This window comes from Curtobacterium sp. MCBD17_034 (genome assembly GCF_003234515.1).
GTDB lineage: Bacteria > Actinomycetota > Actinomycetes > Actinomycetales > Microbacteriaceae > Curtobacterium.
The window spans coordinates 662,052-684,630 of the sequence record NZ_QKTN01000001.1 but is presented as its reverse complement, the minus strand read 5'-3'; the positions used below and the strand labels follow the sequence as shown (position 1 = coordinate 684,630).

General features: G+C 71.3%; 26 protein-coding genes. 12 read left to right on the top strand and 14 right to left on the bottom strand.

The features are described from left to right. Positions 1-219: 219 nt before the first annotated feature. On the bottom strand, positions 220-732 hold the full coding sequence (locus DEI92_RS03295) for a VOC family protein (protein WP_111011568.1): 513 nt from the start codon (positions 730-732) through the stop codon (positions 220-222). A 218-nt stretch (positions 733-950) separates the two neighbouring features. Continuing rightward, positions 951-1,964, bottom strand: a complete 1,014-nt coding sequence (locus DEI92_RS03290) for an iron-siderophore ABC transporter substrate-binding protein (protein ID WP_111011269.1) — start codon at positions 1,962-1,964, stop codon at positions 951-953. A 133-nt stretch (positions 1,965-2,097) separates the two neighbouring features. Between DEI92_RS03290 and DEI92_RS03285 the strand changes: the two genes are divergently transcribed. After that, positions 2,098-2,862, top strand: a complete 765-nt coding sequence (locus DEI92_RS03285; RefSeq protein ID WP_111012307.1) for an enoyl-CoA hydratase/isomerase family protein — start codon at positions 2,098-2,100, stop codon at positions 2,860-2,862. A gap of 85 nt (positions 2,863-2,947) precedes the next feature. After that, positions 2,948-3,526: a TetR/AcrR family transcriptional regulator gene (locus DEI92_RS03280; protein ID WP_181434615.1), complete on the top strand. Its 579-nt coding sequence runs from the start codon at positions 2,948-2,950 to the stop codon at positions 3,524-3,526. Between the two features lie 129 nt (positions 3,527-3,655). On the opposite strand, the gene DEI92_RS03275 is transcribed toward DEI92_RS03280, so the two are convergent. Further along, the gene (locus tag DEI92_RS03275) at positions 3,656-4,351 is read right to left on the bottom strand and encodes an SDR family NAD(P)-dependent oxidoreductase (RefSeq protein WP_111012305.1); all 696 of its coding nucleotides are present in this window, start codon (positions 4,349-4,351) and stop codon (positions 3,656-3,658) included. A 101-nt stretch (positions 4,352-4,452) separates the two neighbouring features. Between DEI92_RS03275 and DEI92_RS03270 the strand changes: the two genes are divergently transcribed. Together DEI92_RS03270 and DEI92_RS03265 are read left to right on the top strand one after the other, a co-directional pair. Next, a complete protein-coding gene (locus DEI92_RS03270) occupies positions 4,453-5,325 on the top strand; it encodes a helix-turn-helix transcriptional regulator (protein WP_111012304.1) in 873 nt (290 codons plus the stop codon). Between the two features lie 42 nt (positions 5,326-5,367). After that, a complete protein-coding gene (locus DEI92_RS03265) occupies positions 5,368-6,252 on the top strand; it encodes a shikimate dehydrogenase (protein WP_111012303.1) in 885 nt (294 codons plus the stop codon). On the opposite strand, the gene DEI92_RS03260 is transcribed toward DEI92_RS03265, so the two are convergent. The 3 genes from DEI92_RS03260 to DEI92_RS03250 all read right to left on the bottom strand — a co-directional run bounded on the left by DEI92_RS03260 (position 6,230) and on the right by DEI92_RS03250 (position 8,682). Continuing rightward, complete coding sequence (locus DEI92_RS03260) at positions 6,230-7,180, bottom strand: metal ABC transporter solute-binding protein, Zn/Mn family (protein ID WP_111012302.1); 951 nt, start codon at positions 7,178-7,180, stop codon at positions 6,230-6,232. The genes DEI92_RS03265 and DEI92_RS03260 overlap by 23 nt on opposite strands. A gap of 217 nt (positions 7,181-7,397) precedes the next feature. Beyond that, a complete protein-coding gene (locus DEI92_RS03255) occupies positions 7,398-7,886 on the bottom strand; it encodes an FBP domain-containing protein (protein WP_111012301.1) in 489 nt (162 codons plus the stop codon). Positions 7,887-8,097: 211 nt separating this feature from the next. Next, positions 8,098-8,682 carry a helix-turn-helix domain-containing protein gene (locus DEI92_RS03250; protein WP_111012300.1) on the bottom strand — a complete coding sequence of 195 codons (585 nt, stop codon included), beginning with the start codon at positions 8,680-8,682 and terminating at the stop codon, positions 8,098-8,100. Positions 8,683-8,765: 83 nt separating this feature from the next. On the opposite strand from DEI92_RS03250, the gene DEI92_RS03245 reads away from it, so the two are divergent. Beyond that, complete coding sequence (locus DEI92_RS03245; RefSeq protein WP_111012299.1) at positions 8,766-9,794, top strand: NAD(P)/FAD-dependent oxidoreductase; 1,029 nt, start codon at positions 8,766-8,768, stop codon at positions 9,792-9,794. 86 nt (positions 9,795-9,880) lie between these two features. Here the strand turns inward: DEI92_RS03245 and DEI92_RS03240 are convergent, their stop codons facing one another. Then, positions 9,881-10,423 carry a TetR/AcrR family transcriptional regulator gene (locus DEI92_RS03240; RefSeq protein ID WP_111012425.1) on the bottom strand — a complete coding sequence of 181 codons (543 nt, stop codon included), beginning with the start codon at positions 10,421-10,423 and terminating at the stop codon, positions 9,881-9,883. A 54-nt stretch (positions 10,424-10,477) separates the two neighbouring features. On the opposite strand from DEI92_RS03240, the gene DEI92_RS03235 reads away from it, so the two are divergent. Continuing rightward, a complete protein-coding gene (locus DEI92_RS03235) occupies positions 10,478-11,188 on the top strand; it encodes an MBL fold metallo-hydrolase (RefSeq protein ID WP_111012298.1) in 711 nt (236 codons plus the stop codon). Between the two features lie 92 nt (positions 11,189-11,280). Here DEI92_RS03235 and DEI92_RS03230 read toward each other — a convergent pair whose 3' ends face one another. Then, positions 11,281-11,661, bottom strand: a complete 381-nt coding sequence (locus DEI92_RS03230; RefSeq protein ID WP_111012297.1) for a YchJ family protein — start codon at positions 11,659-11,661, stop codon at positions 11,281-11,283. A gap of 143 nt (positions 11,662-11,804) precedes the next feature. Between DEI92_RS03230 and DEI92_RS03225 the strand changes: the two genes are divergently transcribed. Together DEI92_RS03225 and DEI92_RS03220 are read left to right on the top strand one after the other, a co-directional pair. Then, positions 11,805-12,377: a GNAT family N-acetyltransferase gene (locus tag DEI92_RS03225; protein WP_111012296.1), complete on the top strand. Its 573-nt coding sequence runs from the start codon at positions 11,805-11,807 to the stop codon at positions 12,375-12,377. 80 nt (positions 12,378-12,457) lie between these two features. Next, complete coding sequence (locus DEI92_RS03220) at positions 12,458-12,811, top strand: hypothetical protein (RefSeq protein ID WP_111048133.1); 354 nt, start codon at positions 12,458-12,460, stop codon at positions 12,809-12,811. Positions 12,812-12,883: 72 nt separating this feature from the next. On the opposite strand, the gene DEI92_RS03215 is transcribed toward DEI92_RS03220, so the two are convergent. After that, complete coding sequence (locus DEI92_RS03215) at positions 12,884-14,680, bottom strand: IPT/TIG domain-containing protein (protein ID WP_181434614.1); 1,797 nt, start codon at positions 14,678-14,680, stop codon at positions 12,884-12,886. A gap of 329 nt (positions 14,681-15,009) precedes the next feature. Beyond that, positions 15,010-15,435, bottom strand: a complete 426-nt coding sequence (locus tag DEI92_RS03210) for an organic hydroperoxide resistance protein (RefSeq protein ID WP_111011329.1) — start codon at positions 15,433-15,435, stop codon at positions 15,010-15,012. An 85-nt stretch (positions 15,436-15,520) separates the two neighbouring features. Between DEI92_RS03210 and DEI92_RS03205 the strand changes: the two genes are divergently transcribed. Further along, the gene (locus tag DEI92_RS03205; RefSeq protein ID WP_181434613.1) at positions 15,521-16,129 is read left to right on the top strand and encodes a maleylpyruvate isomerase family mycothiol-dependent enzyme; all 609 of its coding nucleotides are present in this window, start codon (positions 15,521-15,523) and stop codon (positions 16,127-16,129) included. Positions 16,130-16,198: 69 nt separating this feature from the next. Here DEI92_RS03205 and DEI92_RS03200 read toward each other — a convergent pair whose 3' ends face one another. Then, a complete protein-coding gene (locus DEI92_RS03200) occupies positions 16,199-16,756 on the bottom strand; it encodes a DUF3040 domain-containing protein (RefSeq protein ID WP_181434612.1) in 558 nt (185 codons plus the stop codon). A 174-nt stretch (positions 16,757-16,930) separates the two neighbouring features. Here DEI92_RS03200 and DEI92_RS03195 point away from each other — a divergent pair, with 174 nt between their 5' ends. Next, complete coding sequence (locus DEI92_RS03195) at positions 16,931-17,662, top strand: SOS response-associated peptidase (RefSeq protein ID WP_111012291.1); 732 nt, start codon at positions 16,931-16,933, stop codon at positions 17,660-17,662. Between the two features lie 7 nt (positions 17,663-17,669). Here DEI92_RS03195 and DEI92_RS16450 read toward each other — a convergent pair whose 3' ends face one another. After that, complete coding sequence (locus DEI92_RS16450) at positions 17,670-17,819, bottom strand: hypothetical protein (protein ID WP_181434611.1); 150 nt, start codon at positions 17,817-17,819, stop codon at positions 17,670-17,672. Between the two features lie 117 nt (positions 17,820-17,936). On the opposite strand from DEI92_RS16450, the gene DEI92_RS03190 reads away from it, so the two are divergent. Next, positions 17,937-18,833 (top strand): VanZ family protein, encoded by an 897-nt coding sequence (locus DEI92_RS03190; RefSeq protein ID WP_111012290.1) that lies wholly within the window; start codon positions 17,937-17,939, stop codon positions 18,831-18,833. Between the two features lie 108 nt (positions 18,834-18,941). Here the strand turns inward: DEI92_RS03190 and DEI92_RS03185 are convergent, their stop codons facing one another. Then, positions 18,942-19,493, bottom strand: coding sequence for a sortase (locus DEI92_RS03185; RefSeq protein ID WP_111011291.1), 552 nt, complete (start codon positions 19,491-19,493; stop codon positions 18,942-18,944). A 74-nt stretch (positions 19,494-19,567) separates the two neighbouring features. Next, entirely contained in the window at positions 19,568-21,379 is a 1,812-nt protein-coding gene (locus DEI92_RS03180; RefSeq protein ID WP_111012289.1) for a DUF4012 domain-containing protein, read from the bottom strand. Between the two features lie 95 nt (positions 21,380-21,474). On the opposite strand from DEI92_RS03180, the gene DEI92_RS03175 reads away from it, so the two are divergent. Continuing rightward, positions 21,475-22,575, top strand: coding sequence for a glycosyltransferase (locus DEI92_RS03175; RefSeq protein WP_111012288.1), 1,101 nt, complete (start codon positions 21,475-21,477; stop codon positions 22,573-22,575). Positions 22,576-22,579: the final 4 nt, after the last annotated feature.

Here is a 22,579-nt window from a genome sequence, read left to right as displayed (position 1 = left end):
GCGGCGATCGGCCATCCCTCGCGGCACACGGGGGTCGTGGCCGGTCACGTCACCCGTCGCATGACCTGGGGGCGACGTGGGATCCTCGAGCACCTCGTCCCCACACCGGGCCGCGACCGCGGGCCCGGGCTCGGGCTCGGGCACGGGCACGGGCTCGGGCTCGGGCTCGGGCTCGGGCACGGGCCCTGGTTACGGCTCGGGCGCTGCGCAGCCCGGTGCTCAGGCGTCGGCGGCGAGCTGTGCGGCGGCCTGCCCCCACCACTCCTCGACGGCGCGGATGCTCTGCTCCTCGGAGATGTCCGGGCGGCGGCTGAGCAGTGCCCAGCGGTGTCCGAACGGGTCGATGATCGACGCGAAGCGATCGCCGGACACGAAGTCACTCGGAGCCTCGCGCCCGTCGGCCCCTGCTGCGACCGCCCTGGCGTAGACGGTGTCGACGTCCGCCACGTAGAGGACGGTCGAGCTGCTGACGCCGTCGCCACCCTTCTGCGGCGGGGTCAGTCCCATCGCCGGCATCGGGTCGGACAGCTGCAGTCGCCCGGTCCCGAAGTCGAGCTCCGCCTGCCCCACGAACGGTTCGCCGCCCTGGGTGGCGGGAGCGTCGAGGCGGTAGACGACCTCGGCGCCGAAGACATCGACGTAGAACGCGATCGCCTCGGCCGCGGGGTGCACGACGAGGAACGGAGTCAGGCTGGTGTAGCCGGCGGGGCGGAAGGCGCTGTCATCGGTCATGTCGCTCATCCAACTCCCGGCCGCGGAGCACTGCTCGGACGGCGTCGTGGGCACACACGACCGAACTCGTGTCGTCCGACAGTGGTTCCGTCGTCACATGCGCACGCAGTATCTGCGGACGTATGAAGCGACGTTCCCGTTGTCGGACGACGCGCGCAATGTTGGGAACAGGCGGTCTCCGAAGAGGGGCGGGGGCGAGGCCGAGGGCCCGGGGCGGGTCAGCCGAGCTTCGCCGCGAACTGGTCCGGCAGCCGCTTCAGGGCCCAGAGGATCGCGGGCACGGTCCCGATCGAGAACGCGGAGGAGACGTCCGCGTTGCGCTCGACGATGACGTGACCCTTCTTCACCGAGGGCACCTGCTTGAACAACGGACTCGAGGACGCCTGGGCCGCCGTCGTGTAGATCGGCAGGATCACGGTGAGGTCGGCGTCGAGCAGGTCGAGGTTCTCGTTCGACAGCGTCGCGGAGAACGCGCTGCCCGCGGCCTTGTCGACCGCCTTCGGCTGGGTGAACCCGAGCTGCTTCATGAACGCGACGCGGGAGTCGCCCGAGGCGTAGGCGCCGTACCCGCTCGATGTGTACGCGCCGATGACGGCAGTCTTGCCCTTGAACTCGGGGTGGGCCTTCCGCGCGCTGGCGAACGCGGAGTCCACCTGGTCGAGCAGGTCCTTGCCCTGCTGCACCTTGCCGAGGGCCTTCGCGATCATGGTCACCTGCTGGTCGGTACTCGTCAGGTAGTTCGCGCCGCCCTTCGGGATGGCGACGGTCGGGGCGATGGCGGAGAGCTTCTGGTAGCGGTCCTTGTCGCCCGAGCTCTTCGTGTCGAGGATCAGGTCGGGCTTGAGCGCGACGATCTGCTCGTAGCTCGGCTCCAGGGTGCCGATGATCTTCGGCGACGTGGTGTACGCGCCCTTGAGCCAGGGGCCGACGCCCTCGCCGCCGAACGCGAGCCAGTCGCTCGCGCCGACGGGCTGGACACCGAGGGCGAGGGCCGTCTCGGCGTCACCCCACCCGAGCGCGACCACGCGCTTCGGCGCGGACGGGATCGTCGTCGTGCCGAACGCGGTCTGCACCGACACCGGGTAGGAGGAGCCGCTCGTCGCCGTCTGCGAGGCGCTGTTCGAGGCGGTGCCGCTGCTGCACCCGGCGAGGACGAGGGTGGCCACGACGGCGGTCGCGATGGCGGCGACGAGGGAACGGAGGCGGCGCGCGGGCCGACGGCTGGCAGTCACGAAGGTGAGGCTACCCTAAGCCGGCCCCACGCCTCCCGGGAGTCCGGCTTGACGTAACTGAACTGATCTGTATGGTTGAGGCAACGCGACTGAACAGACCTGTTCAGTTGCCAACCGAGCCCGAGGAGCCACCATGACCACGCCCACCTACTTCGACCAGTACGACAACCTGGCCTTCGAGCGCGACGAGGACGGCGTGCTCGTCCTCCGCTTCCACACGGACGGCGGACCTCTCACCTTCACCGGCCGGACCCACGAGGACCTCCCCCGGGCTCTCGAGGACATCGCGCTCGATGCCGACAACCGGGCCCTGGTCATCACCGGCACCGGCGAGCACTTCATGAAGGACATCGACGGCCCGAGCCTCGGCGAGATCTTCAAGCCGGCCGCCTGGGAGAAGACCCGCGTCGAGGGCCGCAAGGTCCTCGAGCGCCTCCTCGACCTGCCGATGCCGGTCGTCGGCGTCGCGAACGGCACCGCCACGATCCACTCGGAGTACCTGCTGCTCGCCGATGTGCACATCGCGTCGGAGCGGGCGACCTACGGCGACTTCCCACACCCCGCGTTCGGCATCACCGCCGGCGACGGCCTGCACGTGGTGTGGGAGGAGATCGCCGGCACCCAGCGCGCCAAGTGGCTGCTCTGGACCGGCGAGACCATCGACGCGCAGGCCGCGTTGCAGTGGGGTGTCGTCAACGAGGTCGTCGCGCACGAGCACGCCCTCGAGCGCGGCATCGAGATCGCACGGAAGCTCGCCGCCAAGCCCGCGCTCTACCGTTCGCTGCAGAAGCAGACGCTCAACCTCGCCCTGCGACGCCGGCTGACCCAGGACGTCCCGTTCGGGATGGCGCTCGAGGGCCTCACCGCCGCCGATCTGGCGTACCAGCAGCAGGCCTGACGTGGAAAGCGCGGGGGTGCCGCCGTCTCGATCGGCGCCCCCGCCCGCGTCGTAGACTGAACAGATCAGTTCAAGGAGGCCCGACGTGGCGACCACGACACCCCGCACCCGCAAGCGCCCTGCGCTCGACCGCGTCGTGCAGACCGCCGACCGGCTCTTCTACGCCGACGGCATCCACGCGACCGGCGTCGACACGATCGCCGATGCCGCGAACGTGTCGAAGGCCACCATGTACACGTACTTCCGCACGAAGGACGACCTGGTCGGCGCGTACGTCGAGGGCCGGAGCCTCGCTTGGCGCGACCATCTCACGACGGAGCTCGCCGCGGCCGACGTCGACGCGGCAGAGCAGATCCTCATGGTCTTCGACCTGCTCGGCACGTGGTTCACGACGGACGACTTCAACGGCTGCCCGTTCATCAACGCCGAGGCCGAGAGCACGACGGACTCGCCCGCGCACGTCGTGAACGTCGAGCACCGCACCTGGATCCGGGCGCTCTTCACCGACCTCGCCAGCCGGGCCGGCACCGCCGACCCCGCCGCGACGGCGATCCGGCTCGCGATGCTCTACGACGGTGCCATGGTGGGCGCACACACGGAGCCGCAGCTGCCGTGGGCCGCCGAGGCCCGCGACGCGGCCGCCGTCCTCATCGCCCAGCGCTAGCGACGCGTCCGCGGCCCCGTCGGGTGGCACGGCGCACGTCGGACGCACACCGTCCCTCCAGGACGCGGCCGGGAGGCGCGACGCACGTCGGACGCACGCCCCGCCTCCCGGCCATGGCCGATGGCCCGATCACCAGGCGACGGCGCCGCTGCGATCGACGAACGTGCCGGTCGGGCCGTCGGCGCCGATCGTGGCCATGGCGACGATCGCGTCGGTGCCTTCCTCCACGGTCTGGTGGCCGGAGTTGCCGTTGAGGTCGGTGGCGGTGTAGCCGGGGTCGACCACGTTGAAGCGCACCTCCGGGATCCACTTGGCGTAGATCGTCGTGAGCATGTTGAGCGCGGCCTTGCTCGCACTGTACGAGAGGGTCGGGATCTGCGCCTCGATCCGGGAGTCGTCGGCGCGGACGGCGAACGAGCCGAGGCCGCTCGAGACGTTCACGACGACGGGCGCCGTGGAACGACGGAGCAGCGGGAGGAACGCGTGGACGACCCGGACGGGGCCGACCGTGTTCGTGTCGAGTACCTGGGCGATCGCGGGCCCGTCCACCTCGTCGAGCGGTGCACGGCCTCCGGCGATGCCCGCGTTGTTGACGAGCACGTCGAGGGTGCCGAACCGCTCGGTGAACTCGGTGGCGGCCGTCGCGACCGACTCGTCGGAGGCGACGTCGATGGTGATCCAGTCCACGCCGAGCTCCGCTGCTGCCGATGCACCGCGCTCGGGGTCCCGGGATCCGATGACGACGGTGTGCCCGAGGTCGCGGAGTCGCTGCGCCGCCGTGTACCCGAGTCCCTTGTTGCCGCCGGTGATGAGTGTCGTTGTCATGGTTCCACCGTGCTCCTCCACAGCGGGGGCTACCAGGGAACCGTCAACAGTGTGACCGGCGGTACCACCCAGGGGACCGCGGTCGGTGGGACCATCGATGCATGACCGAACGAGGCGACTTCGCGACCCTGCTGCGCGCGTGGCGCGACCGGTTGCACCCGGCCGCGGCGGGCCTCCCGGCCGGTGCCGGGCGGCGGGCGGCTGGGTTGCGGCGTGAGGAACTGGCGGCCCTGGCCGGGGTGTCGGTCGACTACGTCGTGCGGTTGGAGCAGGGGCGGGCGGACCGGCCGTCGGCGCAGGTCGTCGCCGCGATCGCCCGCGCGCTGCAGGTGTCCGAGGGCGAGCGCGACCAGTTGTACGTGGCGGCCGGGCTCGCCGCTCCGTTACCGACGGTGGTCCCGACGTTCGTGCCACCGAGCGTGCAACGGCTGATCACGCGGATGCCGGACGCCGCCATCGCGGTGTGCAGCGCGGACTGGACGATCCTGACGACCAACGCGGCATGGGACGCGCTGCACGGCGCTCCTCCGGCGAGCGGGCCGGAGCGGAACGTCGTCCGGCGGCACTTCCTCGGCTCGCCGACCCGGCTGCTGCGCGAGGAGGGCGAGACCGAGCGGTTCGAGCAGGCGATCACGTCGGACCTGCGGACGACGACGGTGCGCTACCCGCAGGACCGGCAGCTGCAGGCGCTGATCGACGAGCTCGTCGCCGGGAGTCCCCGGTTCGCCGAGCTGTGGGCGCAGGTCGGCGCCGCCCGACACCGGACGGAGCGGAAGACGATCCTGCACCCGACGGTCGGGCCGGTGCTGCTCGACTGCGACGTGCTCAACGTGTCAGGCGAGGACCTGCACATCGTCACGAACACGGCCGAGCCGGGCACCGAGGACGCCTCGCGGTTCGACCTGATCCGGGCACTCGGGGCGACCGGGGCGGCACCGCTCGACCCCGCGGATTCGCCGCTCCTGCCCAGCTGAGTCGCCCAGCGGTCACGGTGCCGGTCGGTAGGGTGATCCGCTGTGCCCGCTGCTCTCCCCGATCCCGACCGCACCCGCCTCGCCGTCCTCGGTCAGCCGATCGACCACTCGCTCTCGCCGACGTTGCACGCCGCGGCGTACCAGGCCCTCGGTCTCGATCTGACGTACGAGCGGCACGAGGTCGGCTCCGGCGAGCTCGAGGCGTTCGTCGGTGACCTGGACAGCTCGTGGCGCGGCCTGAGCCTGACGATGCCGCTCAAGCGCGAGGTCCTGCCCCTGCTCGATCGCACGACACCGCTCGTCGACGAGCTCGGCGTCGCGAACACCCTGCTCCTCCGGACCGAGGCCGGCCGCGCCGTGCTCTCGGGGGCGAACACCGACGTCGACGGCATCGTCCGCCCGGTCGAGGCCCTGGGGCACGTGCCGGGTGCCGCGACGATCCTGGGCGGCGGAGCCACCGCGGCGAGCGCCTTGTTCGCGTCGCTCCGTCTCGGGGCGTCGTTCGTGCGCGTGTACCTGCGCGACACGACGAAGGCGAGCGAACTCGTGCTGCTCGCGACGCGGCTCGGTGTGACGCTCGAGGTGCACCCGCTGGCAGACCTGCCCGATGCTCCCGCGTCGGGGCTCGTCATCTCGACGCTGCCGGGCGGCGCCGCCGACACCCTGCAACTGCACCCGTCGGGCGACGACGCCGTCCTGTTCGACGTCGCGTACGACCCGTGGCCGTCGGTGGTCGCCGAGCGCTGGTCGGCAGCGGGCGGCCGGGTGCTCAACGGGCTCGACATGCTCGTCGAGCAGGCCATCGGTCAGATCCGGTTCTTCACGAGCGGGGACGCCGACCTGCTGCTGCCCGACGAGGCCCGCGTCCGCGATGCCATGCGGGCCTCGGTCGGGCTGTCGGCGATCAGCCCGCAAGCGCCTTCTTGACGGCGTCGATGTTGCTCTGCTGCCAGGCGATGTAGCCCTTGCCGGACGGCAGGGTCTCGGTGACGCCGACGACCGGCACGTGGTTGCTGCGCGCCGCGGACTTGACCTGCTCGGTCTCGGGGCTCGAGGTCTGGTCGTTGTAGGCGAGGAGCTTGACGGGGTCCTTGCCAGTGAACAGCTGGAGCGTGTCGTTGAGCGCCGCGGGTGGCACGTCGTCGCCTTCCTCGATCGCCTCCGAGAAGTCCTGCGGGGTGACGTTGCGCAGCCCGATCGCGTCGAACAGGTAACCCGGCACCGGCTCGGTGTAGGCCACGCGGTCGCCGGCGTCCTGCTGCTTGAGCGCTGCCGTCTGCGCTTCGAGGCCCTGGAGCTGCTTGGTGACTCGTGCCGCGTTGGCCCGGAACGACCCCTTGTGCGTGGGCTGCTCCTGGCCGAGCTCGGTCGCCACGCGACTGACGAACCGGACCATGGTCGGGTAGCTGTAGAACACGTGCTCGTTGAAGTCGTCGTCGCCGGCCTTCTGGAGCCCGGACAGCTTGACGACGTCGATGAGGTCGGCCTTGGACTTCGTCGAGTCACGCAGGGTCTCCATGTACGAGTCGTACCCGCCGCCGTTCTCGATGAGCAGGTCTGCATGGGACACGGCGAGCTGGGTGCGGGGCGAGGCCTCGAACGAGTGCGGGTCCTGCGAGGGGTCGGACAGGATGCTCGTCACGTGGACGTGGGAGCCGCCGATCGTCGACACGAGGCCGCCGTACACGTTGGTCGACGCCACGACGTCGATCCGGCCGGAGGACCCGGAGCCACCGGAGGCGGACGACCCGGATCCGGACGTTCCACCCGCCCCTCCGGAACTCGAGCATCCGGTGAGACCGAGAGCGGCGGCGCCGGCGACGGCGGCGAGGGCGATGAGGGCGCGTTGACGCATGAGGGGTGGAGGTCCGTTCCGAGGCCGCTCGACAGGGACGGGCGGCGGCGACCACGCTGCGCCCGCACCGCGACGCTATTCACTATCGATAATGATTGTCAATTCCGATGCACTGGGGAGGCGCGACCCGCGCCTCCCCAGCGGCCCGCGCCTCCCCCGCGGCTCACGCCGCGCGGACGGCCCCCGCTCCGCGGACCGTTCACGCCCCCCGGACGGTTCACGCCCCCCGCACGTCCCGCGCGAACGCGGCCGCCCGCTGCCGGAGGCTGACGATGCGCTCCTGCCGGGCCGCCTCGACGTCGAACCCGAGGTACGCCGGCGGCGGTGGGTTCCGCACGTTGGCCGAACACTGGAAGTCGGCGCAGACGAGCGTGCCGACGGTGTTGCCGTTCCGCCCCGAGGCCCCACTCCGGCGCGCGCTGTAGAACAGCACGTCGTTCGGCAGGCGGACGTCCTGGCACCAGGCGCACTGCGGCCGGGTGCGGGTGCCGCCATCGGCCTGGCGGAACAGGATGCCGACGAGGGCGTCACCGTCGGGGATGATCGCGTACGCCCGGCGTCCGATCTTCGGGTCGCGCCAGCCGAGGTAGTCGAGCTCGTCCCAGTCGAGGGCGTCGAACCCGCTGGGCAGGGTGATGTCGGAGACCTCTTTGCGCGAGGCGTTCACGAACGCGGCGCGGATGGCCTTCTCGGTGATGGGGAGCATGGGTGTGCCGTTCTCTCAGCCCGGGCGCGCAGGCGCCGGGCAGGTGTCATGGGGAGGAGGGCACAGCGGACGACGGTCACGACGACCGGGATCGACCCACTGCGCCACCAGCCGGCATCCGCGGAAGCGGGGGCCGGGGCGGCCGTCACCTGACGTCGGCGGATGGACCGCCGGCGACCTCCTGCCATGACGAGTTGCGCACGCTCCTACGCTACCGCGCGCCGGACGTGGGCAGGACGTGCGCGCGCTCCCCGCTCTTCCCGGACAGGCTGAGGAACTCGACCGCTTCCGGCCCCGCAGCACCGGACCAGTGCGGGGTGCGGGTGTCGAACTCGGCCGCTTCACCGGGACCGAGCACCATGTCCTGGTCGCCGAGCACGAGGCGGAGTCGGCCGGTCAGGACGTACAGCCACTCGTGCCCGGGATGGGTCATGGGCTCGGGCACGGCCGGCGCGACCCGTCCCGGCATGACGTGCTTGAACGCGGTGATCCCGACGGCCCCGCGTCCGAGCGGCAGGATCGTGTGGCCGTGGGCGCGGAACGGTCGGATGTGGATGCGCGGGTCGCCACTCGGCGGCGCTCCGACGAGCTCGTCGAGCGGCACCTGGTACTCGCGGGCGAGCGGGAGGAGCAGCTCGAGTGTGGGACGTCGCCCGCCCGACTCGAGCCGCGACAGCGTGCTCACGGACACCCCGGTGGCGGCGGACACCTGCGCGAGCGTCAGTCCGCGGTTGGTCCGGAGCTTCCGAAGCCGGCCACCGACCGCGTCGAGGGTGCGTTCCCACGTCTCGTCCATGGACCCACTTTGCCATTCCCGCAAGAACGATTGCCACTTCGGCGAGCACCGCACAAGCTGACGGTCGAACGAGGAGGAACGACATGCCCACACACACTGACCACGACGTCGTCGTCATCGGCGGCGGTGCGGCCGGCCTGAGCGCCGCGACGGCACTGGCGCGCTCGATGCGATCGGTGGTGGTCGTCGACGCGGGCGAGCCCCGGAACGCACGGGCGGGGGCCGCCCACAACGTCCTCGGCCGCGAGGGGACCGCACCGGCCGACCTCCTGCGCCTGGCCCGCGCGGACGCCGAGCGCTACGGCGTCCGCATCACCGTCGGACGAGCGACCACCGCTGCACGTCAGGGCGACCGCATCGCCGTCAGCCTCGAGGACGGCAGCCGACTCCGCGGCCGCCGTCTCGTCCTGGCGTCGGGCGCGGTCGACGAGCTCCCCGACGTGCCCGGACTGCGCGAGCGTTGGGGGCGCGACGTCGTGCACTGCCCCTACTGCCACGGTTGGGAGGTCCGGGGCCAGCGGATCGGCGTGCTCGGCTCCGGCGCGATGGCCGTCCACCAGGTGCTGCTCTTCCGGCAGCTCAGCGACGACGTGACGCTCTTCCGGCACACGATGCCCGAGCCCTCGGACGAGGAGTGGGAGCGGTTGGCGGCTCGGGGCATCCGCGTCGTCGAGGGTCCGGTCGCTCGGGTGCTCGTCGACGACGACCGGTTGACGGGCGTCGAACTCGACGACGGGCATGTGTTCCCCCTCGACGCGGTGGCCGTGCAGACGCGGGTGGTCGCCCGAGCGGAGGTGTTCGAGCACCTCGGCGGCGAGGTCGCCGAGCATCCGAGCGGCATGGGCCGACACGTCCCCGCCGACCCGACCGGTCGGACTGCACTGCCCGGCGTGTGGGCGGCCGGGAACGTGACGGACATCGGCGCGCAGGTCATGAGCTCTGCCGCCGCGGGCGTGATGGCCGGCGCGGCCGTCAACATGGACCTCATCGAGGAGCAGACGGCCGCGGCGGTGCGAGCGCGGCGGGAACCGTTCTCGCCCGAGGTCGAGCGCGAGGTCACCGAGCGGGTGCTCGGCGATCGCCGCCACGGGTTCGAGCCGGCGCGGGACTGAGCCTGACGCCAGGGCTGCGCATGCGGACGACGAGTGCACACGCGGCCGCATGCCCCGTTGTCGTCCGCATGCGCACCCGACCTGCGTCAGCGCCCCATCCCCAGTGCCGCGACGATGCGCTCCCGCCCGAACGCCCACGCCGCCTCGACGTCCCCGCCGAGCTCGAAGCGCCCGTTGAGTTCCATGCCGACGAACCCCACCACCCAGGCCGTGAGGGTCCGCGCCGCCTCGAGCGCGTGCTCCTCGCCGGCGAGCTCGCCGCCGAACCGCACCACGGCGACACTGGCCGCAGCGCCGAACTCCGGCCGGGCAGCGGAGACACCCGCGCCCGGCGTCATGACGAGCTGGAACGCAGCGGGCCGCTCGTGCCCGAACGCCCGGAACACGTCGGCGACCTCGGCGGCAGTGGTCGCGGACTCCATCCGCCCCGCGAGGTCCGACAGGGTCGCCTCGGCCACGAGCTGGATCAGGTGGTCGCGGCTCGACACCCGCTTGTACAAGGAGGGCGCCCGCACCCCGACCCGCAGCGCGACGGACTGCATGGTGAGACCGGCCAGCCCGTCGTGCTCGAGCAGGTCACGGGCGGCGGTCACGATCGCGTCGAGGGAGGTGCGTTCCGGGGTGGGCATGCTCATCAGCATAGCTATTGACGGTAGCCATCATGGCTAACTACAGTAGCCATCATGGAACTGGCACCGAACCTCCACCGCATCGGCAACGACATCGTCGCCGCGTACCTCGTCGTGGCGCCCGAGGGCATCACCGTCATCGACGCCGGCCTCCCCGGGTCGTGGCACGACCTGGTCGCCGAACTCGCCTCGATGGGTCGCTCGCTCGACGACGTGCGCGGCGTCGTCCTGACCCACGGCGACTCCGACCACGTCGGGTTCGCCGAACGCCTGCGCCGTGAGCGCGGCGTTCCCGTGTACGTCCACGCCGCCGATGCTGCGCGCGCCAAGGGCGGCGACAAGCCGAAGGCCGGCAAGCAGTCGATGCGCCTCGGCCCCCTGCTCGGATTCGTGGGCTACTCGATGCGCAAGGGCGGGCTCCGGACGAACTGGCTCACCGAGGTGGTCGAGGTGCACGGCGGCGAGACCCTCGACCTCCCCGGCGCCCCGCGGATCATCAGCACCCCGGGGCACTCGCCGGGCAGCATCGCCGTGTTCGTCCCGGCCGTCGACGCCGTGTTCGTCGGCGACGGCCTGACGACCCGGCATGTCCTCACCGGCCGCACGGGTCCCGCGCCCGCGCCGTTCACCGACGAGCCCGAGCAGGCGGTCCGGTCGCTCCGCGCCCTGGTCGACACGAACGCCCACTGGGTGCTCCCCGGTCACGGCGCCCCGTGGAGCGGCGGCGTCGCCGCGGCGGTCCAGGCCGTCGAGCACGCCGACTGACCCCCTGCCGGGAGGGACCGCCGACCGGGAGGGGCCCGGCCACCGGGAGGGGCCCGCCACCGGGAGGGGCCGGCCACCGGGAGGGACCAGCGTCAGCTCGTCACGCCGTCCACGTAGAACCAGCGCCCGGCCTCGCGCACGAACGCGCTGTCCTCGTGCAGCTCGCCCCGCTCCGAGGGCGTCCGCCACCACGCGCGGAACTCGACGGTCCCGCTCGTGTCGAACGGGCCTCCCGAGCTGGTCCCGAGGACGTCGAGTCGCGTCCACCGCATCATCGGGTCGAGCTCGAGGCTCGCCGGCCGCGTCCGCGGGTGCCACGACGTCAACAGGTACTCCGGCATGGTGAGCGCGAACGCCGTGAACCGCGAGCGCATGAGCCGCTCGGCCGTGGGCGCGGCCGCTCCCGCGTGCAGGGGGCCGCAGCACTCCGCGTACGGATTGCCGCTCAGGCAGGGGCATCGTTCCGCTGACATGTCCTCAGCGTAGGACCGCGACGCCGCCTCGCCACCGGCTCGGGAGGCCCGCCCCCTCCCCGCCGCACGCGTGACGTCCGCATCGACCCCACCACCGGCCCGGGAGGACCGCCGCACCCCGCGACCGCGTTTACGGTTGGTCCATGAGCACTCCCCTGACGATCCGCCGCGCCACGCTCGAGGACGCCGCGACCGTCGCGGACCTCGTCGAACGTGCCTACCGCGGCGAGGCGAGCCGCGAGGGCTGGACGAGTGAGGTCGACGTCATCGGCGGTCGCCGTACCGACACGGAGCAGATCCGCGCGCTCATCGCTGCGCCCGACTCGGTCGTGTTCGTCGGCGTCGACGAGGGCCGGATCATCGCGACCTGCCAGGTCCAGCGGCATGGCCCGGGCCTCGCGTACTTCGGCACCTTCGCGGTCGAGCCGACGATCCAGGGCAGGGGCCTGGGGCGCCGGATGATGGAGGCCGCCGCCGAGCACGCCCGCACGACGTTCGACGCCGCCGCGCTCGAGATCACGGTCGTCGCGCAGCAGTCGGCACTCATCGCCTGGTACCGACGCCTCGGGTTCGTGCCGACCGGCGCGACCCGGCCGTTCCCAGCCGAGGCCTGGGGCGCGACGCCGCTCGTGCCGGACGTGCACTTCGTCGTGATGCGGAAGCCGCTGAGCGACCGCGATGAGGTCGACACCGAGGACGTGGACCGGATCGGCTGACACGAGCAGCCCGTCCGATCAGGGACAATGGCTCACGCGACGGATGAGACCGCCGCACGATCCCGCCCCGAGGAGGCGCCGTGCCCCGACTGACGATGGACGAGCTCGAGGGTTGGATCTCGGAGTTCCGGGCGGGGTCGTCGCACCTGCTTTCGAGCCCGCAGGCGGTCGACATGTCGTGGGACCAGGCGACCATCGACACCGCGCTCATCGTCATGCACCTGGAGACCAGTGGCACCGAGGTCTACCTGCAGCGCGAGATCGGTGGCTCGCCGGAGTGGACGGTGACGTTCGAGCGCCGTGAGAACGACGCCCGGGTCTCGGCCGAGCAGGTGCTGACCCTGGCGGCCGAGGTGAGCGCGATCGGCCACCTGTGCTCCTACCTGACGCTCAAGACGTCGGAGCACCTGCAGCGGCACGCGGCAGCGCAGTAGCCCACGGACGACGGAGGCCGCCGCGGGTGATCAGCATCACCCACGACGGCCTCCAGGTCGCCGGTCGCCGCGTCAGTGGAGACGCAGGTGGCGGCGGCGTCGGTACCCGATGAGCGCGACGATCCCGCCGAGCCCGAGCAGGCCGATGCCCGTGATCGCAGCGGGTCGGGCGTCCGAGCCGGTGTAGGCGAGGGCGTTCGCCCCGGTGCCGTCACCGCCACGGTCGCCGGTCAGCAGCGCAGCGCCGGTGCCTGCACCGGTCGCGCCGGTCCCGGTGGCCGCCGCAGCCACATAGCGGAAGCCCGTGGCGCCGCTCGTGCCACCGGTCGTCGTGACGGTGATCGTCGTGGCTCCCGGGTCGCAGGCCGGCGTCGTGAACACCAGCCGGGTGCCGGCAGCGTTCACCGTCACGTCCGCAGCGGGGATGGTCGTCCCGCAGATCGTGACGCTGGTCCCGCCGGGCACGAAGCCGGTTCCGCTCACGGTGACCGTCGCGCCTCCCGTCGTCGATCCCTGCCCGGGGTCGGTGCCCGTGACGGTGGGTGCGGCGCGGTAGGTGTAGCCGTCATCGTCACGGGCTGCACCGGCCGGGTCGGTCAGGACGACGTCGACCGGGCCGGCGGCACCGGCGGGCGTGGTGACGGTGACGCTGGTGTCGGTCGGCGTGCCCACGATCGTCGCCGGGACGCCACCGAACGTGACGCCGGTGACGTCACCGAGCCCGGTACCCGAGACGACCACGGTCTGGCCGCCGGCGGTCGGACCGGACGCGGGGGTCACACCGGTGATCGTCGGCGCACCGGCGGTGACGTAGAGGAACTGGTCCGGCGCGGCGACCGTCGTGCCACCGGGGAACCCGACGACGACGTCGGCGAGGCCGGCACCAGGCGGCGTCGTGACGACGATCTGCGTGCCGTCCGCGGAGACGGAGCGGACGGTGCCGGCCGTTCCGCCGAACGTGACGCCGGTCGCGTTCTGGAGGCCCGTTCCCCTGATCGTGACGGACGTCCCGCCCGCAGCGGGGCCCTGGTCCGGCGTGATCCCGGTCACGGTCGGCGCGACGTACGTGTAGCCGAGCCGGGCGGTCCCGTTCGGGTCGCTGACGACCACGGTGGTCGGGCCCGCGGCGCCGACCGGCGTGACGGCGGTCAGGGAGTTCCCGTCGGCGGCGACCTGGACGTTCGTCGCCCGGGTCCCGCCGAAGGTCACGGTGGTGTCGGGCGTGAACCCGGTGCCGGTGATGGTGACCGTCTGGCCTCCGGTGGTCGGCCCGGTCGTGGGCGTGATCCTGGTCGCGGTGACCGGGATCGGCGCGGTGGGCGTCTCGCAGGTCGCGTTCGCGAGGACGACCGTCGCGACGGTCTCGTTGACCAGCGGAACACCGGCGACGGTGCCGTTCAGCGTCGCGACCGCGCGAACGGCCGTGCCCGTCGCGGTGGTCCCGGTGGTCGTCTGGACGCGGCTCGCCTGGACCGTCAGGGTCGCACCGGCGAGCGCGCCGGTGAGGTCCGCGCTCACCGTCGCGGTCGGCGTGGCGGCGTTCAGTGTCACCGCACGGCCGAGCAGGGTCAGGCCGACCAGGTCCGCGGCGCTCGTCGGGGTCCCGCCCACCGGGCACGTCGCCGTCGCGGTCGCCGCGTCCGCGGTGAGCACGCTCTGCCCGAACAGCGCCACGTTCGCACCCGCGATCCGCGAGGACGCGGTGGACCGCGTCGCGTTGCTGCTCGCCGAGGTCGTCACCGCCCCGACGGTGATGTCCGCGGCCGCCACGTCGGCCAACGTCGAACCGTCCGCATCGGTGAAGGCGCGGTCACCTGATCCCGTGACCGCGACGTCACCGACGGCCGCGTTGACGTCCAGCGCGGCCACGCCTGCGACATCCGCGTCCGCGACGGCACTGATGCCGACCGCCGACGCATCCCCCGGTGCCGCTGACGCCGGTCCTGCGACGACGAGGGCACCCCCAACCACCAGTCCCGCGGACAAGCCGACCGCGGACAACCGCATTCCCACGCTCCGTCGCATGGCGCCCCCTTCACGAGCTGTTCTCCTGCGCACGCTAGGCCCGGGGGTGGCGGGTACGTTCGCTCCAACACTGGGGTTTGACAACCACTCACGATCAGGAGTACGACGTCCCGGCACGTGGAACGCCCGGCCCCCGCATCGGGGACCGGGCGTTCGGCGCTGCTCGCCGACGATCAGTCGACGAGCGAGAGCGTGACCTCGACGTTGCCGCGCGTCGCGTTCGAGTACGGGCACACCTGGTGCGCGGCCTCGGCGACCTCCTGCCGACGGTCCGCCGGCACGTTCGGGGCGTAGATGTCGAGCTCGACGGCCAGGCCGAACCCGCCCTCGCCGTTGTCGCCGATGCTCACGCTGGCCGACACGGAGGCGTCGGTGGTGTCGACGCCGAGCCGCTTGCCGACCAGGTGGTAGGCGCCGAGGAAGCAGGCCGAGTACCCGGCGGCGAACAGCTGCTCGGGGTTGGTGCCCTCGCCGTTGCCACCCATCTCCGTGGGCGGGCGGGTGTCGAAGTCGAGGCGGTCGTCCTCGCTCCGGACGTGTCCGTCGCGACCGCCGCCCGTGGCGTGGGCGATCGCGGTGTACGTGATGTCAAGGGTCATGCACCCCACCTCACACCACGGGACTGGACGGTCGCTGACGTGTATCCGGTGGACGCACACCGCAAGGAGCGGCCACGATGTGATGATGAGCAGCGTTGCCCAGTTCAGTTCCTCCGCCGATGCCTTCGTGGCCGTCGTCGCGCAGGTCCCCCACGACGCGTGGGAGCGACCGGCACTGGGCGAGTGGACCGTGCGGAGCCTGGTCGGGCACACCACGCGCGCGCTCCTGACGGTCGAGCAGTACCTGCACCTCGAGCCCCCGGCCGAGGTGACGATCCCGACCGCGGCGCTGTACTACGCCACCGTCTACGAGCAGTTCACGGACTCGAACGCCGTGACGCAGCGCGGGATCGCTGCGGGGATCTGGCTCGGGGACGAGCAGCTCCTGCGGATCACGGACGCCCTGGCCCGCGCGAAGGCCGCGATCGAGGCGGCTCCCCCGGACCGTGCCGTGTCGATCGGCGGGATGGGGATCCCGCTCGAGGAGTACCTGCGTACGCGGGTGTTCGAGCTCGTGGTGCACACGATCGACCTCGCACGCGCGATCGAGGTGCCGTGCGCGCCCCCGCCGGACGCGGTGGAGTCGTGCGCGGTCCTGGCCGTGTCGGCCGGCAACGCGCGCGGCGACGGCGAGGCGGTCCTCCTGGCCCTGACCGGGCGCGGGTCGCTCCCGGACGGGTTCTCGGTGGTCTGACCGCGCCGGAACGGCGCGCTCCGGGTGCCGCGGGGACACGACCGGGAGGCCCGACCCGGCGACTCAGCGTCAGCGCCGGCCCTCGGCCGATCCGTGGGACGGCTCCCGGTCCTCCCGGCTGTCGCGGCGGAGCACGAGCGACAGGGCCGCACCGAGCAGTCCGGCGACGATGAGCACGATCGGCACGGAGATCGGTGCGTGCGTCGGCGCCGCGATGACGAGCAGCACCAGCCCGAGCACGACGAACCCGATGGAGGCGATGAGCACGTTCCGGCGCGTCGCACGACGGGCGTTGGCGCGATTCGGTGCGGCGAGCAGGTCGGGATCGTGGAGGACACCGCCGTCGCCCGGCCGCGCCACCGACACGGCGGATGCCTGCGCGGTCCGAGGGGTGGGAGAGGCGAGGAGCCCGGCGATCGACGGACCGCTCGGGGCGAGTTCGGCGTCGAGGTCGTCGTCGTCCTCCTCGGGCACGGGGACGACGAGCGCGGCCTCGCCGGCGTGGCCGGCCTCGGCGCGCTCGGATTCCTCGCGGATGGCGATGGCGCGCTCGGCCTCGGCCGCCTGCTCCGCCTCGTCGAGGTGGTGCGCGGAGGGACGACGGACGTCGGGGTGTTCGTTGGTCACGAGGCGGGTACCTCTCGGGATCGTGGACGGCACGTCGGGGTCCGCGCCGGTACCAGCACATCAGGAACGTGCCGGATGCGCGAGCATATGACACCGATCTGGTAGCGCGCTGCCCTTGTCCGGTGAGCGCGCCCAGACTCGAGCACACTGGCTGCGCTCGGGCACACTGGTCGCATGTGTGGCCGATTCGTCGTCTCCGACACCACCGCTGACCTGTTGCCCGAGCTCGTGGGTGAGCTCGCGTCCCGCACCGAGCACGTCGACGAGGACACGGGCGTCGTCAGCACCGGGCTCGTCGAGAACTACAACATCGCCCCGACGGACGACGTGCAGGCGGTCCGGCAGTTCCGCGGCGAGCGGGCGATGCCCGACGTGCACTGGGGGTTCGTGCCGTCGTGGGCCAAGGACTTCCGGAAGCAGCGGCCCCAGCCGATCAACGCCCGGATCGAGACCGTCGCGACCTCGGGCATGTTCCGCAGGGCGTTCGCGGGCAACCGCTGCATCGTCCCGGCGCAGGGGTACTACGAGTGGGTCCTGACCGAGACCGGCAAGGAGCCCCACTACATCCACCAGCCCGACGGCGCCCTGGCGATGGCCGGCGTCGTGAGCGCCTGGCCGGACCCGACCAAGCCCGAGGGCGACCCGGACAAGTGGCGCCTGTCGATGGCGATCATCACCCGCGACGCCCACGTCGCCCCCGGCGAGGTCCACGACCGCATGCCCGCGTTCCTGACCCCGGACAGCTACGACGCCTGGCTCGACGACACCCTGTCGCCCGACCAGCTCCTGGCGCTGCTCGACCGCGAATCGCACGAGGTCGCGCACGACCTGGTGCAGTACGAGGTCTCCCGCGCGGTGAACAGCGTGCGGAACGCCGGGCCGCAGCTCATCGAGCCGGTCGCGTAGCCCACCATCACCGGGTGAGCGCCACCACCACGAGCACCACGACCACCACCGCGAGCGCGGCGACGAGCGTCCACTGCCACCAGCGGAACTTGGCGCGGCCGTTCGAGCCGCGCGGGCGGATGGGTGAGCTGGGTCGTGAGCGCGGTCTGGCGGACATGCGCGAACCCTAGGCGCGATGCATGTGCGCACGCCGGTCCGGGGAGACGGAACCGTTCAGGCCGCGGTGGGGGCGCCTCCAGGATGGGCCGTCGACCGCCCGGTAGCGTTGCTCGGCATGACAGCACGACGCCCGTTCGTGGTGGGGGCCGCCGCCGTGCTCCTGGTCGTGTACGCGCTCGCCAGTGGCGCGTTCGTGCTCATCGGCGGTGCCGCCCGGCAGCGGCTCGAAGCAGACGCGGTCCGCGTCCTGCTCGCCGTGCAGTCGGTCGGGCACGGGACGCTCCAGCTCGACCGCGGGTTCGTCGCCGCGATGGCCGTGTCGCTCGTCGTGGCGCCGCTGCCGATCGCCGCCCGGGTGCTCCTGCCCCGCCTGGGTGCCCGCGCCGCGTGGGCCCTGGCCGCCGTGGTCGTCCTGCTCGTCGTGCTGCTGGGTGCCGCGTTCCGGTTGCTGTCCGGCACCCACGCGATCTCCGTGGCGCTGGGCTGCGTCGTCGGCCTGGCGTTCGGGGTCCTCGTGGACCTGGCGGCGCGGTCGCTCGCCGCCCTGCGCGGCCACGAGACCGAGGGGCCCACGGGTCGGAGCCGATGGATCGCCCTCGCCCTGATGGTCCTGTACGTCGTGGCCGTCATGCTCATCGCGTTCCACGGCTCCCCCGTCGACGCCGGCAGTGACGGGTTCCTGTTCCGGGTGCTCGACTGGTTACACCGGCACGAGACACCGCAGTGGATCGGCTACGCCGCCGTCGAGTTCACGGCGAACATCGTGTACTTCGTGCCGCTCGGGATCCTCGTCGCCCTGCTCATCGGCGTGCGGCGCTGGTGGCTGCCGGTGGCCATCGGGTTCGTGGCGAGTGCGTTCATCGAGGTCGTGCAGTCGGTGCTCCTGCCCGAGCGGACCGGCTCCGTCGACGACGTCCTGTCGAACACGGCCGGGGCGTTGCTCGGGACCCTGGTGGGCATCGTCGTCCTGGCACGGCTGCGGCGGCGGGCGGGCGCGCGGCAGCTCGGCTGAAGCACCGGGCGCGCGCCTCCGCCTGCGTTCGACGGCGTCGGTCCGCCGTCCCGGAACGACGAAGCCCCCGAGCCAGCAGGCTCGGGGGCTTCGGTGTGGTGCTGGGTGTCAGACGTTCTTGCGCTGACGACGCGTGGCCGCCGTGACGCCGACGAGCGCGCCACCGAGGACGACCGCGCCACCGGCGCTCCAGACCAGGAGGGTCGGGACGGTCGAACCCGTGAAGGCGAGGCCGGTGCTGGTCGCGGTGACCGTGGCGCCCGTGCCCGTGGCGGCCGCCGGAACGACGGTGAGGGCCGTGGTCGCGATGTTGCCGGACGTCACGCCGGTCGCGGTGACCTCGTAGGTGCCCGAGGCACCGCGGGGCAGCGTGATCGGCGCGTTGAGCGAACCAGTCGCGGACGCCTGGCGGACCGCGGTGACGGTCTGCGTCGGCAGCGCGCCGATCGTGACGGCACCGGCACCCGTGACGGAGATGGTGACGTTCTCCGAGTCGGCGAAGGAGCCCGGCGCGAAGTTGATGATGGTCGTACCACCGGCGACGACAGAGCCCGACACACTGACGTTGCTGGCGGGCACGTAGCCCTCGGCGTTGGCGGCCATCGGAGCGGCCATGACGGCTGCGCCGGCGAGCACCAGCGCCGCGATTGTCTTCTTCATGAGTGATCCCCTAGTTCGAACGCGACGGCGGCCTGACCTCTCGCAGGACGCTCGATTAGCGAAGTTCCATCAAACTATCGGCTTTCACAGGTGACGTCCACGGGTCGCGTAACAGTTTGGTGAACGCCCGGGGTCGATTCCGCCGCGACCGTGTGGCCCGCTGCCGCCTTCGGCCCGAGGAACTGCACCGTCAGCGTGGTGCTTTGCCCTGGTGAGAGCAGAGTTGGGATCTGCACGACCGGGTACCTGCCGTCGAGCGCAGTCTGGGGGCTGGCCGCCTTGCCGTCCTGTGACGCGCTCAGGAACACCCCCGTTCTGGGGGCGTAGATCGCGACGTTCGTTCCGACGTTGCCCGGCGACACGCCGAAGTCCCCACCACCGGTCACATACCGGGGAAGGCTCGTGGCGGCGTCCGCTGGCGCCGTGTTCTTCAGGGTGACCTGCACGGTCCAGGTCGGGCGACCATCGGCGCGGCAGACCTTGCTCCCCACGGCGATCTGCTTCGTGAGGTAGTAGTCCATCTTCGCGCCGGTGGCGTCGTTGAGGTAGACGCCGAAGCGAGCAGTGGAGTCGTCGCTCGCCGGCAGAGCACCGGAGACAGGCGTCTGCTTGACGATCTGCTCCTGATGCGCATCCTCGCTCCAGAGTTTGACTCGCCCCTCGTCGGCTCCTCGGGTGAGTGCGGCGACCAGTGCCGACGGGTCGAATGCGCCGGTTGCGATCTTCTCGAACACCCCGACAGCGGCCGCGGCGAAGAACTCATCCTGTTCGGCGTTGTCCGGGTAGCGCGCGTACACCTGGCTGAGCAACAGCGGGACCGCGTTCGACGAACTAAGGGTGTCACCGGTCGGGAGCGTGACAGGCCCGGTCGCCTTGAGGATGTACCCGAGCGTCACCGGGTCGAGGGACAAGACCCCGTCTACGTCTTCACCGTACTTCTGCTTCCACATCGCTCTGACCAGCTTCGCCGAGGTCGAGAAGCGCGGTGTCAGCGTCACGTCCTGGATGTACTCGCCGGTGATGGCGCCGTACAGCCCCTGCGCATCCACTGGGAGCGGTAGCACCGGCGACGCGGCCTTCGGGAAGTCGGAAGAGGACGCTTGCCGCTCCAAGGAGATCGCCCCGTCGTCAGTGTGCAGCAGTGCCACCGCGCCCGGGATTCCGCCGCCCGACCGCAGCTCCGCGTTGTTCTCGAACAGCAGCAGATATCGCTTCGGTCCGGCGGCGCCGAGCATGTCGGGCGCGAGCCGAACGACATGATCTGCAGCCGCAGCTTCTTCGGATGCTGACTGCAGTGCCGTTCGCAGTTGATCCACCGCAGACTCCACTGGGCTGATCGTCCGGCCGGCGTCGATCGCATCGGCGCTGCGAAGCGCGCCTCTGAGCGACCCGGCGGCTTTCGTGATCGGCTCCTGCGCTTTGACGAGCGGGCTCAGGTCCACCTTCCCGGACTTGGGGGCCAGTGACGCTGCGTTGAACCCGGACAGCACGGAAACCGCTGGCCGAACAGCTCCTGTCGCCACAGCGTCAGTGATCGCCGCGATCTGGCGTATTGCGCGGAGATTGCTACCGAGGAACGGCGCATGCTCATATGTGCGCCAAATGGGATCGCTGGTGAGTCGGCTTGCGCTGGCAGCGCGCTGCTCCAGCTGTTCGGCTGCGCTCTTCGCCTGCTCCCCTTTGCCACTCGCGACGTCTGCTTTGATCTCCGATACGAGCGACATCGACGTCCTCAGGTCGCGTTCGGCAAGGAATCCGCGAACGCCGACCCAGACGAAGGAGAGAACGACGATCGCCACCAGAGCCGTGACTGCGATACGAAGTGGACGTCTCGACCGCGACGGCTCCGCGCTTGACGCGACGTGCGCCTCGCGGGGGTCGGACATGCGCTCATCCTACGCAGATGCGGAAGGGCACTCGCGTTGTCGATCGGTCCGGCAAGGCGGCCTCGTCTCTGCACCGCCCCCGATAGCATTCGACGATGCGCATCCGCGTCGCTCACGATTACCTCACCCAGCGGGGTGGCGCTGAGAGAGTCGCTCTGACAATTGCGAGCGGACTCTCCTCGACTCCCATCATCACCTCCGTCTACGATCCGACGACGACGTTCGAGGAATTCCGGGAAGTCGGTGTACAGGACACGTTGCTGAGCCGGATTGCGTTCTTCCGCAGTGATCCGCGGCGAGCGCTTCCACTGCTGGCGGTCCTGTGGTCGAGGATGACTCCCGTCGCCGCCGAGGCCGTGGTCTGCAGTTCTGCGGGCTGGGCGCACGCGCTGCCGGTTCGACCGGGGACAGCCAAGATCGTCTATTGCCACAACCCTGCCCGTTGGTTGTACCAGGCGGAGGACTACCTCGAGGGCCACGGCGCACTCGCTCGTGTGGTGTTAGGACTGATCGCGGCTCCGCTCCGGCGGTGGGATCGCCGGCAGGCGTCACGCGCGGACGCCTACGTGGTCAATTCGACGAGCGTGGCTCAGCGAGTACGCGAAGCTTACGGATTGGAACCGCAAATCCTGTTCCCGCCAGTGAGCATCGACATCACAGGTCCGGTGACGCCCGTCGACGGGTTGGAACCGGGTTACTTCCTCACCGTCAGCCGCGACCGGGGATACAAGGGCACCTCTCGGCTGATCGACGCTTTCTCCGAGCTCCCCGAGGAACGGTTGGTGGTCGTCGGTACTGTCGAGCAGCCGCTACCACCGAATGTCCGAGCTGTGGGTCGGGTCAGCGATGCAACCCTCCGTTGGTTGTACGCGAACGGACGCGCCCTGATCTCGGTCTCACACGAGGACTTCGGCCTGACGCCGCTCGAGGCCAACGCCTTCGGAACACCGGTACTCGTCCTCAGGGCCGGGGGCTTCCTGGACTCGACCGCGGAGGGCGTCTCCGGTCTGTTCATCGAAAACCAGGACACGGCCTCCATCAAGAGTGCGGTTCAGGAATTCCCAGTGCACTGGGACGCATCGGCGGTTCGACGGCACGCCGATCGCTTTTCCGTCGAGAACTTCCTCCGCAGGCTGCAGGAGATCATCGAAGAGACGATCGACCTGAAGAAGGAAAGCTCGGCACGACTCGTGTGAAAAC